General features: G+C 75.8%; 13 protein-coding genes. 7 read left to right on the forward strand and 6 right to left on the reverse strand.

Going from position 1 to position 12,647, the window contains the following annotated elements; translation table 11 throughout:
- The first annotated feature begins 18 nt into the window (after positions 1-18).
- Complete coding sequence (locus FS882_RS18815; protein WP_158375458.1) at positions 19-501, forward strand: NUDIX hydrolase; 483 nt, start codon at positions 19-21, stop codon at positions 499-501.
- Between the two features lie 20 nt (positions 502-521).
- On the opposite strand, the gene FS882_RS18820 is transcribed toward FS882_RS18815, so the two are convergent.
- Both FS882_RS18820 and FS882_RS18825 read right to left on the reverse strand, forming a co-directional pair.
- Entirely contained in the window at positions 522-1,448 is a 927-nt protein-coding gene (locus FS882_RS18820) for a glycosyltransferase family 2 protein (protein ID WP_158375460.1), read from the reverse strand.
- Positions 1,449-1,524: 76 nt separating this feature from the next.
- Positions 1,525-2,538 carry a GGDEF domain-containing protein gene (locus FS882_RS18825; RefSeq protein WP_158375462.1) on the reverse strand — a complete coding sequence of 338 codons (1,014 nt, stop codon included), beginning with the start codon at positions 2,536-2,538 and terminating at the stop codon, positions 1,525-1,527.
- Positions 2,539-2,607: 69 nt separating this feature from the next.
- Here FS882_RS18825 and FS882_RS18830 point away from each other — a divergent pair, with 69 nt between their 5' ends.
- The 4 genes from FS882_RS18830 (at position 2,608) to FS882_RS18845 (ending at position 5,840) form a co-directional block, all read left to right on the forward strand.
- Entirely contained in the window at positions 2,608-3,579 is a 972-nt protein-coding gene (locus FS882_RS18830) for a DMT family transporter (protein ID WP_262348407.1), read from the forward strand.
- Positions 3,539-4,105, forward strand: coding sequence for a GNAT family N-acetyltransferase (locus FS882_RS18835; RefSeq protein ID WP_262348414.1), 567 nt, complete (start codon positions 3,539-3,541; stop codon positions 4,103-4,105). The genes FS882_RS18830 and FS882_RS18835 overlap by 41 nt, the downstream gene beginning before the upstream one ends.
- An 82-nt stretch (positions 4,106-4,187) precedes the next feature.
- Positions 4,188-4,826: a hypothetical protein gene (locus FS882_RS18840; protein ID WP_158375466.1), complete on the forward strand. Its 639-nt coding sequence runs from the start codon at positions 4,188-4,190 to the stop codon at positions 4,824-4,826.
- 102 nt (positions 4,827-4,928) lie between these two features.
- The gene (locus FS882_RS18845; protein WP_158375468.1) at positions 4,929-5,840 is read left to right on the forward strand and encodes a VOC family protein; all 912 of its coding nucleotides are present in this window, start codon (positions 4,929-4,931) and stop codon (positions 5,838-5,840) included.
- 107 nt (positions 5,841-5,947) lie between these two features.
- Here the strand turns inward: FS882_RS18845 and FS882_RS18850 are convergent, their stop codons facing one another.
- Positions 5,948-7,003: a glutathione S-transferase family protein gene (locus tag FS882_RS18850; protein WP_158375470.1), complete on the reverse strand. Its 1,056-nt coding sequence runs from the start codon at positions 7,001-7,003 to the stop codon at positions 5,948-5,950.
- 130 nt (positions 7,004-7,133) lie between these two features.
- Between FS882_RS18850 and FS882_RS18855 the strand changes: the two genes are divergently transcribed.
- On the forward strand, positions 7,134-8,987 hold the full coding sequence (locus FS882_RS18855; protein WP_262348408.1) for a hypothetical protein: 1,854 nt from the start codon (positions 7,134-7,136) through the stop codon (positions 8,985-8,987).
- 4 nt (positions 8,988-8,991) lie between these two features.
- Here the strand turns inward: FS882_RS18855 and FS882_RS18860 are convergent, their stop codons facing one another.
- From FS882_RS18860 to FS882_RS18870, 3 genes are all read right to left on the reverse strand, one after another.
- Positions 8,992-9,174: a hypothetical protein gene (locus FS882_RS18860; protein WP_158375472.1), complete on the reverse strand. Its 183-nt coding sequence runs from the start codon at positions 9,172-9,174 to the stop codon at positions 8,992-8,994.
- A 17-nt stretch (positions 9,175-9,191) separates the two neighbouring features.
- The gene (locus FS882_RS18865; RefSeq protein ID WP_158375474.1) at positions 9,192-10,391 is read right to left on the reverse strand and encodes a hydroxymethylglutaryl-CoA synthase; all 1,200 of its coding nucleotides are present in this window, start codon (positions 10,389-10,391) and stop codon (positions 9,192-9,194) included.
- A gap of 232 nt (positions 10,392-10,623) precedes the next feature.
- On the reverse strand, positions 10,624-11,676 hold the full coding sequence (locus FS882_RS18870; RefSeq protein ID WP_158375476.1) for a hydroxymethylglutaryl-CoA reductase: 1,053 nt from the start codon (positions 11,674-11,676) through the stop codon (positions 10,624-10,626).
- Positions 11,677-11,795: 119 nt separating this feature from the next.
- On the opposite strand from FS882_RS18870, the gene FS882_RS18875 reads away from it, so the two are divergent.
- On the forward strand, positions 11,796-12,572 hold the full coding sequence (locus FS882_RS18875) for an LLM class F420-dependent oxidoreductase (RefSeq protein ID WP_158375478.1): 777 nt from the start codon (positions 11,796-11,798) through the stop codon (positions 12,570-12,572).
- Positions 12,573-12,647: the final 75 nt, after the last annotated feature.

Consider the following 12,647-nt stretch of genomic DNA (forward strand, 5'->3'; position numbering starts at 1 on the left):
ACGCCTAGCATCGGGGGCGTGCCGACCCCCGACTTCGTCCTCGACCTCCGCGCCCGCATCGGGCACGACCTGCTCTGGCTGTCGGGGGTGAGCGCCGTCGTGGTGCGACCCGGTGCCGACGGCCGCGACGAGGTGCTGCTGGTGCGGCGCGCGGACAACGGGGCCTGGACGCCGGTCACCGGGATCATCGACCCGGGGGAGGAGCCGGCCGTGGCGGGCGCGCGGGAGGTGCTCGAGGAGACCGAGGTCGTGGCGGTGGCCGAGCGGCTCGCGTGGGTGCACACGCTGCCGCCCATGCAGTACGCGAACGGCGACCGGTCGCAGTACCTGGACCTGACGTTCCGGTTCCGCTGGGTGTCGGGCGAGCCCGGCCCGGGCGACGGGGAGAACACCGAGGCCCGGTGGTTCCCGGTGGACGCGATGCCGGCGATGTCGGAGGAGATGCTGGCGCGGGTCGCGCACGCGCTGGCCCCGGACGAGGCCGCCCGCTTCGCGGTCTGAGCGCGCGCGCGGGACGGTGGTCAGACGCGGCGGCCCGACGCGCGGCGCAGGGCCAGCAGCTCGCGGTGGAACGCCACCCGGCGGCGCAGGCGCAGCGTCTCCTCGTCGACCGCGGCGCCCGGTGCGGCGCCCCGCGCCAGCAGCAGCGCCCGGGTCGCCGCCAGCTTGGCCGCCGACTCCGCCGCGGACGGCCGCTTCCCGAGCAGGTGGTGCGCCAGGTACGCCTCGCCCCGCCCGCGTCCGGTCGCCTGCTCCGCGAGCCGCGCCGGGTCGAGCCGGCCGGGGTCGGGGTGGTGCTCGACGGTGGCGCCCGCGACCGCCGCCTGCCGGAAGCCCGCGGCGAGGACGTCCAGCCGGAACACCGTGTCCTCCGCGCCGGGGTAGCGGGCGGTGCCCAGCGCCTCGTCGAACGGCACGGCGTCCAGCACCGCCCGGGTGGCGCCGATGCTGGCGGCGGCGAACTCGCGGCCGACCACGGGTGGCTCGGGCACGACGGCGAAGTAGGCCGCGGCGAGGGCGGGACTCAGCCAGTCGCGGTGCAGGTGCGGCGCCAGGCTGACGGCCCCGCCCACCAGGTCGGCCTCGCCGCGGCGCAGCGGTGCGGCCATCGACCGGACCCAGTGCGGCGGGACGTGCACGTCGTCGTCGGTGAACAGCACGACGGGCGCGACGGCTGCGGCGACCCCCGCGTTCCGCGCGCGGGCGATGCCGGCGCGCGGCTCGGGCACGACGCGCAGCCGCGGGTCGCGCCCCGCGGCGGCGGCGAGCACGTCGGGGGTGCCGTCGGTCGAGCCGTTGTCCACGACGACGACCTCCGCCGGCAGCCCGGCCCGCCCGGCCTCGTCCAGGGCCGCCCCGAGGTGGTCCAGCGTCGGCCGCAGCCGCCCCGCGCCGTCGCGGGTGCACACGACCACGCTGACCTCGGGCGTGCCGGTCCCAGCCCCCATGCGCCTGCTCCGCTCGGTCCGTGCCTCGGGCGGTCGCCCGGTGCAGTATGCGGCCGGGTGCCGGGTCGGCGGAAGGTCAGCGGCCCTGGTGGGGGAGCCGGTCGGTAGGCGCGTCCGGGTGCCGGTCCCCGCGCGTGCCCGGGCCCGGGACGGGCCGACGCCGGGTCCGCTTGGCCTCGTAGAGCGCCACGTCCGCGCGGGCGAGCAGGTCCCGCGCGCCGTCCCCGGCCCGGGCGGCCGCGATCCCGGCGCTCCACGGCGTCGGGCAGCGCGTGCGCGCCGCCGCGACCCAGCGCTCCGCCGCGGCGGCGTCGTGACCCGGCAGCACGATGACGAACTCGTCGCCGCCGACCCGGCCCACGACGGCGCGGCCCGCCGCCGGGCCGCGCCACGACGCGACGAGCGCCACGAGCACGTCGTCGCCGGCGAGGTGGCCCCGGGTGTCGTTCACGGCCTTGAAGTCGTCGACGTCGGCGGACACCACCGCCAGCGGCGCGCCGGCGCGGCGGGCCTCCCGGAGCCGGCCCTCCAGCCGCTCGAGCACCGCGGCGCGGTTCAGCGCGCCCGTGAGGTCGTCGGTGGTCGCGTGCCGGCGCAGCCAGTGCGTCACGTGCCCGAGCAGCGACGTGCTCGCGACGGTCATGATCACGACCACCAGCCAGGTCAGCGCGTGGAACGGCACCGGCGCCAGCACCATGCCGGCGGTCACGGCCACGATCGCCCCGGCCACGAGCGGCGCGGCGACCCGGGCCCGGAACGCGTACGCCGCGTACTGCGCGGCGGTCATCACCCCGATGGACAGCACGACCAGCCCCTCGGCGGTCCGGCAGGACGCGAGCAGCACCCCCGCGCCCGCCAGGGCCACGGCCAGCGCGCCGGGCATGGTCCAGCGGCGGGCGGGGAGCACCTGCACGCCGACCGCCAGCGCCGCGAGCAGCCCCGACGCGGCGAACCACAGGCGCACGGGCGACTGCGGGCTCAGCGGCCACAGCCCGCCGCCCAGCACGAGCACCGCCATCAGGCCCAGGGCGCACGCCAGGTGGCCCCGGGTGGCGTACAGCCGGGGCGTCCGCGAGCCGGAGCTGCCCATGCGGAGTGTGTCGGCACGCGCGCCCCCGGGGATGACCGGCGCCGCGGGTGAGCCACGTATCCTCCGCGGGTGCACCTGCCCGCCCGCACCGGCCCCGTCCTCGCCCTCGTCGGAGCCACGCTGTTCTGGGCGGGCAACTACGTGCTGGGCGCCGTCGCCGTGCGGGAGCTGACCCCGGTGAGCCTGACCGCCCTGCGCTGGGCGCTCGCGGCCGTGCCGCTCGCCGTGATCGCCCAGGTCGTCGAGCGACCGGACTGGCGCGCCGTCCTCCGGACGTGGCCGCGGCAGGTGGTGCTGGCGCTGCTCGGCATGATCGGGTACGCGCTGTTCGTCTACACCGCGCTGCAGCACACGTCGTCGGTGAACGCGTCGCTGGTGAACGCCCTCAACCCCGCGCTGATCGCGCTGCTCGGGTCGGTCGTGGCCCACCGCGCCCCGTCGGGCCGGGCGGTGGCGGGCATGCTCGTGGGGCTGCTCGGGGTGCTGGTGGTGCTCACCGGCGGCCGGCTCGCGGCGCTGACGGCGCTGGAGCTGAACGTCGGCGACCTGCTGATGGTCGGCGCGATCGTCGTGTGGAGCGTGTACACCGTCGGCGGCCGCGGGCTGGCGGGGGTGCCGCCGATCGCCTCGACGGCCGTCCAGGCCGCGATCGCGGCCGTGGTCATGGCGCCGTTCGCCGCGACCGGGCACGTGCACTGGCCGACGGGCCGGGACGCGACCGTCGCGCTGGTCGTGATCGCGGTGCTGCCGTCGGTCGGCTCCTACCTGCTGTGGAACCTGGCGCTGCGCCGGGTGCCGCCCGCCGAGGCGGGGTCGTACCTCAACCTCATCACGGTGTTCACGGTGCTGATCAGCACGGCCACCGGGTACGTGCTCGGGGCGGCCCAGGTCGTGGGCGGCGCGCTGGTGCTCGGCGGGGTGCTGCTGGTGCGGGACCGGCGGGCCGGTAGGGTCCCTGGTCATGCGGGTGAGACCGTTCGCGACGTGCGACCTGCCGGGGATGTACCGCGTGTGCCTGCTGACGGGCGACGCGGGGACTGACGCGACGCCGGTGTACCGCGACCCCGACCTGCTCGGGCACGTGTACGCGGCGCCGTACCCGGTCGCGGACCCGACGCTGACCTGGGTGGTCACCGACGACGCGGGCGTCGCCGGCTACGTGGTGGGCACCGCCGACTCCCAGGCGTTCGCCCGCTGGCAGGAGTCGGCGTGGTGGCCACCGCTGCGCGAGCGGTACCCGCGGCGCCCCGAGGTCGCCGGCTACCGGGACCACGAGCTGCTCGGCACCGTCCACGACGGCGCGCGGTACGACCCCGCGGTCACGGACCGGTACCCCGCGCACCTGCACATCGACCTGCTGCCCCGTGCCCAGGGGCGCGGGCTCGGCCGGACGCTGATCGAGACGCTCGCCGGCGCCCTGCGCGAGCGCGGCGTGCCCGGGCTGCACCTCGGGGTGGCGGAGCAGAACGCCGGGGCGATCGCGTTCTACGACCGGGTCGGCTTCCGGCAGGTCCAGGCGCACCCGTGGGGCCGGACGCTCGGGATGGACCTGCGCGCCGCGGCCTGACCCTGGCGCCCGTCGCGTAGCGTGGCCCGCAGCGGACCAGCGGCGGAGCCCCGCCGCACCCGACCGGCGCGAGGAGGGCGTGGTGAGCGACACCGGGTACGGCGACTTCGAGTTCGAGCGCCGGTTCTTCGTGCGGACGCCGCCGATGGAGCTGCTCTCCGAGCCCGACCCGGTGCTGATCGTCCAGTCCTACTTCCTGGCCCAGGACGGCTACGCGCTGCGGCTGCGGGTGCAGGCGTCCGGGGTACGGCTGCCGCTCGGGCCCGACGCGGACCCGCTGGACGTGCTCGACGAGGTCGGCGACCGGTTCGAGTTCTGCGCCGTCACGCTCAAGGGCCCGATGAACGTCGGCACCCGGTACGAGGCGGAGCGGGAGATCGACGTGCTCGTGGGCACCGAGATGATCCGCCGCGGCGGGCACCGCATCGTGAAGAACCGGTACTCCGTGTGGCTGGGCGCGGACGGCTGGGTGGTGGACGTCTTCGGCGGCCCGAACGCGCCGCTCGTGATCGCCGAGTGCGAGCGGTCCGGACCCGTCACCGACCTGCAGATCCCGGCGTTCTGCGAGTCCGAGGTGACCGACGACGCCCGGTTCGCCAACGACGGCCTGGCGCGGGTGCCGTACCGGGGCTGGGCGGGGGAGTACGAGGCGGAGCTGCGCGAGCGCGGGCCGCGGTTCCTCACGGACTTCGGCCGGAACGACCTGCAGCGCCGGGGCTGACGCCCCCCCCGCACGGCCCGGCACGCGGCCGGGTGGCTCTCGCGCGCTCGGAGGTCGACGCGTGTCTCGACAACCGTTGAAGGCTCAACTATCGTGGTCGGCATGACCACCGCCGACCCCCGCCCCGCCCTCGACCGCCTCGCCGCCGACACCGCGATGGGGCCCGTGACCCTGCTGGTCGGCGACCTCGACGTCCAGCTGCGGTACTACCGCGACGTGCTCGGCCTGCAGGTCGTCGAGCGCCCGGACGAGCGCATCGAGGGCGTCGGCCGCCCCGACGTCGTCGTCCTCGGGCGGGGCACCCAGCCGCTGATGGTGCTCCGGCACACCCCGGACCTGCCGCCCACGAGCCGCGGCCAGGCCGGCCTGTTCCACACCGCGATCCTGTTCGACACCCAGGAGGCGCTGGCCGCCACGCTCGCGTCGGTCGCCGCCCGCGCCCCGCACACCTTCGTCGGCAGCGCGGACCACCTGGTGTCCGAGGCGTTCTACCTCACCGACCCGGAGGGCAACGGGGTCGAGCTGTACTGGGACCGCGCGCGGGACCTGTGGGGCTACGACGAGCAGGGGCGGGTGCTGATGGACTCGCTGCGGCTCGACCCGAACGCGTTCATCCAGGGCCACGTCACCGACGCCGCGCTGGCGGGCCCGGCCGGGAAGCCCGTCGTCGGGCACGTGCACCTGCAGGTCGGCGACGTCGCCGGGGCGCGTGCGTTCTACGTCGACGCCCTGGGGTTCGACGTGATGGCCGAGTGGCACGGCGCGCTGTTCGTCTCGGCGGGCGGGTACCACCACCACATGGCGATGAACACCTGGAACTCCGCCGGTGCCGGCCCGCGGGCGAGCAGCCTCGGCCTGGGCGAGGTCACCCTGGTGGTCCCCGGCAGCGACGACGTGGGCGCGCTGCGCGAGCGCCTCGCGGCGCACGGCGTCGCGGTGCGCGACGACGGCGCGACGGTCACGTTCGACGACCCGTGGCGCAACGTGGTCCGCGTCCGCCCCGTCGCGGCGTAGCCGCGGCCCGGCGCTCGGCCGAGGTCGAGCGCTTCCGTCGAGGTCGAGGGTTTCCGGCGGGTCCGGCGGGGGAAGCCCTCGACCTCGCGCGGCGGCCGCGCCCGGGGTCAGCCCGCCATCGCCTCCGCGGTGTGGGTCGGGTCGACGCGCTCGTGCTCCCGGACCGGGGCGGGCGGGGTGCCGTCGCCGAACGGGCGGCCGCCCAGGGACTCGCGGCCGTGCTCGGTCAGCCAGCCCCGCAGGTCCGGGCCGGCCGGGACGATCTGCGTCGGGTTGATGTCCTCGTGGACCACGTAGTAGTGCCGCTTGATGTGGTCGAAGTCGATCGTGTCGCCGAACCCCGGGGTCTGGAACAGGTCCCGCGCGTAGGCCCACAGCACCGGCATCTCGGTCAGCTTGGAGCGGTTGCACTTGAAGTGCCCGTGGTAGACCGCGTCGAACCGGACCAGCGTGGTGAACAGCCGGACGTCGGCCTCGGTGATCGTGTCGCCGACCAGGTACCGCTGGGTCGACAGCCGCTCCGACAGCCAGTCCAGGCGAGAGAACAGCCGGTGGTAGGCGCGGTCGTAGGCCTCCTGCGAGCCCGCGAAGCCGCAGCGGTACACGCCGTTGTTCACGTCGGTGAACACCTTCCGGGCGACCTGGTCGATCTCGTCCCGCAGGTGCTCGGGGTACAGGTCGGGCGCGCCGTCCCGGTGGTACGCGGTCCACTCGGTCGACAGGTCGAAGGTCAGCTGCGCGTAGTCGTTCGTCACGACCGCCCCCGACGGCACGTCGACGATCGCCGGGACCGTGATGCCCTTCGGGTAGTCCGGGAACCGCCGGAAGTAGGCGTCCTGGATGCGCGGGATGCCGAGCACCGGGTCGACCCCGCCCGGGTCGAGGTCGAACGTCCAGGAGCGGGCGTCGTGCGTCGGGCCGCAGACGCCCATCGAGATCACGTCCTCCAGCCCGAGCAGCCGGCGCACGATGATCGCCCGGTTCGCCCACGGGCACGCCCGCGACACCACGAGCCGGTACCGGCCGGGCTCGACCGGGTAGCCGTCCCGGCCGTCGGCGGTGATCCGCGTCGTGATGTAGCTCTGGTCGCGGACGAACTCCTCGCCGCCCGTGACGTAGGCGCCGGCGGTGCTGAACTCCTGCTGGGTGGGCTCGGGGGTCATGCGTCGATCATCCCCGACCCGGGGCGCGGTCGCCGCCCGGCTCTCGGGGTCGCCGGTCCGGCGGCCTCGCCGGGTGTCGGCGGGGATGCCTACAGTGGCGCAGTCCCCGTGTCCCCGGCCCCGGAGAGCCGTGCCCGCCGCACCCGCCCGCCCGACCCGTCCGACCCGCCCTGCCCGGCTTCCCTGGGCCCGCCCGTGGCGTCCCCTCGCCGCGCTGGCCGCGCTCGGCCTGCTCGCCGCCTGCACCGGCGGCGGGACCGACGGCGCCACCCCCGACCCGACCCCGTCGGCGGTGACGCTGCGGTCCGCCGTGACCCTGCCCGACGCCCCGACCACGGTCGTGCCGGACGGGACGGCGGCAGGGACGGCGCTCGCGGTGAGCGCCGCGCTGTTCGCCGAGGCGCCCGTGGCGGTGCTGGTCGCCGACGAGGCCCCGGCGGTCGTCGCGCCCGCCGCCACCGCGGCGGTCGCGCTCGGCTCGCCGGTGCTGGTCGCCGGCGCGGGCGTGGCCGACGAGCTCGACCGCCTCGGCACGACCGACGTGGTCGTGGTCGACGACGACGCCGACGGGCGTGCCGCGCTGGCCGCCGACCTGCCGGAGGGGCTCCGGACCTACGGCGTCGACGCCGGGGACCCCGCGCTCGCCGACCTCGGGCTGGCCGTCGGGGAGGAGCAGGAGGTGGACGACCGCGGGCTGGTCGCCGCGGTCGCGGGGCTCACCGGGCCGGAGCCGGCGCTGCTGCTCGGCGCGGCGCGGGCCGACGACGGCGCAGCCCCGACGGCGTCCCCGTCCGGCGCCCCGGGAGCCGAGCCGACCGGCGGCGCGGGCCGCGAGCCGGAGACCGCGACGGCGGCCGGCTCGCCCGACGCCTCGCCGGGGCAGGGCGACGTGCTGGGCCTGCCGACGACCACGGTCGAGCCCCCGGCGGCCGCCGACGCCGCCGCCCTGCTCGTGGACTCGCACGCCGCGCCCGCGGGCACCGCCGTCGCCGCCGCGACCGCCCGCGCCGCCGGCCTGCCCGTCGTCGACGTGCCCGGGGCGGACCCGCGCGCCACGTCCGCGACCGTGCGGGCGCTCACGGGCGTGGACACCGTCGTCGCCGTGGGCTCGTCGTTCGGCGACGCCGCCCGGCTCGGTCCCCGCGTCGCCAGCGCGTCGACCGGCGTCGAGCTGCCCGGCGGCGGCCAGCTCGTCTTCCCGGACGCGTCGACGGCCCCGGGCGTCGACGGCAAGCGGTACGTCGCCCTCTACGGCACGCCCGGCACCCCGGCGCTCGGCGTGCTGGGGGAGCAGGACGTGCCGGCCACGATCGCCCGGGCCGAGCAGACCGCCGCCCCCTACCGGGCGCTGACCGCGGACACCGTGGTGCCGACGCTCGAGATCATCGCCACCATCGCGTCGGCCGCCCCCGAGCCGGACGGCTCGTACTCCCGGGGCCGGTCCGTGGACGAGCTGCGCCCGCTGGTCGAGGCGGCCCAGGAGGCGGGGCAGGCGGTCGTCATCGACCTGCAGCCCGGGCGCACCGACTTCCTCACCCAGGCGCAGCGGTACGCCGAGCTGCTGGAGTACCCGCACGTCGGGCTGGCGCTCGACCCGGAGTGGCGGCTCGCGCCCGACCAGGTGCACCTGCGGCAGATCGGCTCCGTCGGCATCGACGAGGTGAACGCCACCGCCGACTGGCTCGCCACCTTCACGCGCGACCGCGCGCTGCCGCAGAAGATGTTCCTGCTGCACCAGTTCTCGCTGCGGATGATCACCGACCGCGAGCGGCTGCACACCGGCCACGACGAGCTCGCGATGATCGTCCACGCCGACGGGCAGGGCTCCCAGCCCGCCAAGGCCGGGACCTGGGCGACGCTGCACCAGGGCGCACCCGACGTGCACTGGGGCTGGAAGAACTTCTACGACGAGGACACGCCGATGCTCGACCCGGCGCAGACCTACGCGGTGCAGCCGGTGCCGGACCTGGTGACGTACCAGTAGCCGGCTACCGGGCGCCGGGGAGGGCCCGGTACCGGTGCACGGGCAGCAGCCCGGCCGGGGGCGAGCGCGCGAGCAGCCGGGTGGACGGCGCGAGCCGCTGACGACCGAGGCGCACGTGGGCGTGACCGGGGTGCTCGAGGCGCACGGCGAGCGCGTTGGCGACCTCGTCCCCGAGCCGCCCGGTCATGTCGCGACGAGCGCCGGTCAGGCCACCGCGGCCGAGGCGGCCTCGGTGCGCTCGTACACCCGCTGGTGCCCGGTGATCGCCGCGAGCCGGAACGGGCCGCGCGTCAGCCGCTCGACGTCGTGGTCCCCGCCGTCGACCGGGTTCACCGGGGCGACGATCCGCAGGTACTCGGCGTGCGACACCCGGTCGCGCTCGTCGAGCAGGCGGCGGTGCGCGGCGGTGCGCAGCCGCCCGCGGTAGCCGGGCTGCACCACGCCGGTGAAGAACTCGCCGACGGCGCCGGAACCGTAGGAGAAGAACCCGATCCGCGCCCCGGCCAGGTCCTCGGCCGCGTGGTCGAGCAGCGACACGAGGCCGATGTACATCGACGCGGTGTAGGAGTTCCCGATCGCGCGGTTGTACCGCAGGGTGTCGGCGATCTGCGCGTCCATCACCTCGGCGTCCCGCGGGGCGCCGACCAGGCGGGTCAGGTGCGCGTGCGCCTTGACGGCCATCTTGGTGAACGGCTGGTGGTAGACGAACGCGTCGATGTCGCCGAACTCGGGACCGCCCTGGGCGCGGAAGTCCTGCCACGCGCCGGTGAGGGAGTCGGTGTAGGCGCGCAGCGACAGCCGGCCGTCGACGACCGCGGTCGTGCGGTAGTTCGGGCGCCAGAAGTCCATGACGTCGGTGGTGTGCAGGCCGGAGACCGGCTCGATCGCGACCAGCCGCGGGTTCGCCGTCACCAGCATCGCGACGGCGCCGCAGCCCTGCGTCGGCTCGCCGGACGAGCCGACGTCGTACCGGGCGACGTCCGAGCAGATCACGAGCACCTTCTGCTCGGGGTTCCGGGCGACGAGCGCGAGGGCCATCTGCAGCGCCGAGGTGCCGGAGTAGCAGGCCTGCTTGAGCTCCACGACGCGCGCGGCGGGGTTCAGGCCCAGCAGGTGGTGCACGTACACGCCGGCCGACTTGGACTGGTCGATGCCGCTCTCGGTCGCGAGCAGCACGGTGCGGATCGCGGCGCGCTCGTCGTCGGCGAGGTCCGCCACGAGCGGGAGCGCGGCCGCCGCGGCCAGCGTCACGACGTCCTCGTCCGGTGCGCACACGCTCATCCGGTCCTGGCCGAGGCCCACCGTGTACTTCGCCGGCTCCACGCCGTGCACGGGCGCCAGGTCCGCCAGGTCGAGGTACCGGCCCGCGGTCGCGAACGCCAGGTCGTCGATGCCGAGCTGCATGTCGGGGTGGGATCCTCTCGGGCTGGACGTCGTCCGCGGGCGGTGACCCGGCGTGGTGACGGGCCCTGCGGTGCGGCCCGCCGTCGTCGGCGGTCACGCGAGGCCCGGACGACTGTAGCCCTGCGTGCGAGCACCGACCAGCGAGCGTCGGGACTCTTCACCTGCTCCACACGGAACGCCGACGGCGCCCGGAATCATCCCGTTCGTGAACGTGGTCACGATCACGCCGGGGTCAGCCCTTGGCGGGGGTGCCCCGCTCCAGCGTGAGGTGCGCGGCCATGAGCTCGCCCGGGTTGGTCTGCGCGGCCATCAGCGACAGCTCCCCGCACAGCACGGTCGCCGCGCACAGCACCGCGAGCCGCCGGGCGTTGGCGCCGGGCTCGCGCTGCTCGCGGCAGCCCAGGCGGGTCAGGTTCTCCTCGACGAAGTCGAGGCCCTTGCCGTTGCCGACGCTGCCGACGATGAGGTTCGGCAGCGTGCAGGAGAAGTACAGGTCTCCGTCGCGGACCTCGGCGTGGGTCAGGCCCTGGGAGCCCTCGACGATGTTCGCCGCGTCCTGGCCGGTCGCCAGGTAGAACGCCAGCAGCATGTTCGCGTAGTGCGCGTTCGCCGACCGGAGCCCGCCCGCGAGCATCGTGCCGATCAGGTTCTTGCGGATGTTCAGCTGGACGACCGCCTCGGGCGTCGTGTGCAGGAACCGCTCGACGTGCCGGCGGGGGAGCACGATCTCGGTCACGACGTTCTTGCCGCGGCCGAGGATGCCGTTGACCGCCGTCGCCTTCTTGTCGGAGCAGAAGTTGCCGGAGATCGACCCGTACCGGACGCCCGGGACGGTCGCGAGGACGTGGTCCATCAGCGTGTCGGCCGCGTTGGTCACCATGTTGTGGCCCGAGGCGTCGCCGGTGGTCAGCTCGAAGCGCACGAACAGCAGGTTCGCGGCGATCTGGACGTGCAGGTCGATCAGCCGGGCGAACCGGCTGGTGGTCGCGACGACCGCCGCCAGCTCCTCGCGGCGGGCGGACAGGTGCTGCCAGGCGGCGAGCGCGGCCTCGGCGTCGTCGGCCTCCAGCAGCACGGAGCGGGACATGCGCTCGTCGACCAGCGTGGCCTTGATCCCGCCCTCGACCATCGTCGACAGCCGGGCGCCGCGGCGGACGCTCGGCCACAGCGGCGACTCGTACGTCGCGAGCGGCACCTCGGTCTCGCCGGACATCACGTTGCCGCTGATCCGCAGGGGTCCGACCCAGCGCAGGGGGATCGGCGCGGACGTGTCGGCGGCGGGCATGGGGACCTCCGGGGATCGGGTGCGGGCGCGCGGCCGGGCGCGGCGGTGCGCGTGGTGCGGCGCGTCGGCCAGCGTAGACGCCGGGCGCACGCCCGTCCGCGCGGACGTACGGTCTGTCCATGACGCGACCGCTCCGCATCGGAGTCCAGATCCAGCCCCAGCACGCCGACTACGCGCAGATCCGGGACGCGGTCCGCCGCGCCGAGGACCTGGGCGTCGACGTGATCTTCAACTGGGACCACTTCTTCCCGCTCTACGGCGACCCGGACGGCAAGCACTTCGAGTGCTGGACCATGCTCGGCGCCTGGGCGGAGCAGACCAGCCGGGTGCAGATCGGCGCCCTGGTGACCTGCAACTCGTACCGGAACCCCGAGCTGCTGGCCGACATGGCCCGCACCGTCGACCACATCAGCGGCGGCCGCCTGATCCTGGGCGTCGGCGCCGGCTGGTTCGAGAAGGACTACGACCAGTTCGGCTACGAGTTCGGCACCCCGGGCACCCGGATCGCCGAGCTGGCGTCGGCCCTGCCGCGGATCAAGGCCCGGCTCGCGGCGGGCAACCCGGCGCCGACCCGCGACATCCCGATCCTCATCGGCGGTGGCGGCGAGCGGAAGACGCTGCGCGTCGTGGCCGAGCACGCCGACGTGTGGCACTCGTTCGGCGACCTGGACACGCTGACCCGCAAGAGCGCGATCCTCGACGAGCACGGCGCGGCCGTCGGCCGGGACACCGCGTCGCTGGTCGAGCGCAGCGTCGGGGTGAGCGCGGCGCCCGCCGAGGTGGCCGCGCCGCTGGTCGAGGCGGGCGTGACCCTGTTCACGGTCGGCGTCGGCGGCCCGGACTACGACCTGTCCCTGGTGGAGCAGTGGGTGGCCTGGCGGGACGCCCGGGCCTGAGCCCGGGCGTCGGCCGGGCCGCCGGCGACCCGGGCGCCGGGCGGGGCCGGCGGCGTGCCCCGGTCACGCGTGGGG

The organism is Cellulosimicrobium cellulans (assembly GCF_007679345.1).
Lineage (GTDB): Bacteria > Actinomycetota > Actinomycetes > Actinomycetales > Cellulomonadaceae > Cellulomonas > Cellulomonas cellulans_A.

Excerpts from the sequence above, each read along its gene's own strand:
- FS882_RS18820 (WP_158375460.1), bottom strand. The coding sequence starts at position 1,448 with ATGGGGGCTGGGACCGGCACGCCCGAGGTCAGCGTGGTCGTGTGCACC.
- FS882_RS18825 (WP_158375462.1), bottom strand. The coding sequence starts at position 2,538 with ATGGGCAGCTCCGGCTCGCGGACGCCCCGGCTGTACGCCACCCGGGGC.
- FS882_RS18835 (WP_262348414.1), top strand. The coding sequence starts at position 3,539 with ATGTACCGCGTGTGCCTGCTGACGGGCGACGCGGGGACTGACGCGACG.
- FS882_RS18845 (WP_158375468.1), top strand. The coding sequence starts at position 4,929 with ATGACCACCGCCGACCCCCGCCCCGCCCTCGACCGCCTCGCCGCCGAC.
- FS882_RS18850 (WP_158375470.1), bottom strand. The coding sequence starts at position 7,003 with ATGACCCCCGAGCCCACCCAGCAGGAGTTCAGCACCGCCGGCGCCTAC.
- FS882_RS18860 (WP_158375472.1), bottom strand. The coding sequence starts at position 9,174 with ATGACCGGGCGGCTCGGGGACGAGGTCGCCAACGCGCTCGCCGTGCGC.
- FS882_RS18865 (WP_158375474.1), bottom strand. The coding sequence starts at position 10,391 with ATGCAGCTCGGCATCGACGACCTGGCGTTCGCGACCGCGGGCCGGTAC.
- FS882_RS18870 (WP_158375476.1), bottom strand. The coding sequence starts at position 11,676 with ATGCCCGCCGCCGACACGTCCGCGCCGATCCCCCTGCGCTGGGTCGGA.
- FS882_RS18875 (WP_158375478.1), top strand. The coding sequence starts at position 11,796 with ATGACGCGACCGCTCCGCATCGGAGTCCAGATCCAGCCCCAGCACGCC.